Here is a 246-nt window from a genome sequence, read left to right as displayed (position 1 = left end):
GTACGCGCCCAGCGTCGTCTCCCGCACCCGCGCCAGCAACTCCCGGAACGTCGGATCACCCGACACGTCCGTCCGCAACACCAACGTGTTCACGAAGAAACCGATGAGGTCCTCGATCTCCGCATGGTTGCGGTTGGCGATCTGGGTGCCGATGGCGATGTCGTCCTGACCCGTCACCCGATGCAACGCCGCCGTGAACCCCGCCACCAACACCATGAACAACGTCGCACCCTCACGACCCGCCAA

Annotated in this window: 1 protein-coding gene; it reads right to left on the bottom strand. The window is 64.6% G+C overall.

All coding sequences use genetic code 11. The features are described from left to right. A partial coding sequence (locus ACSNN9_RS28785) for a condensation domain-containing protein (protein WP_436676433.1) occupies positions 1-246 on the bottom strand: 246 nt, incomplete at its 3' end.

The organism is Micromonospora sp. URMC 107 (assembly GCF_051386315.1).
In the GTDB taxonomy this organism is placed as follows: domain Bacteria; phylum Actinomycetota; class Actinomycetes; order Mycobacteriales; family Micromonosporaceae; genus Micromonospora.
This window is presented reverse-complemented; position numbering and strand designations above follow the sequence as displayed.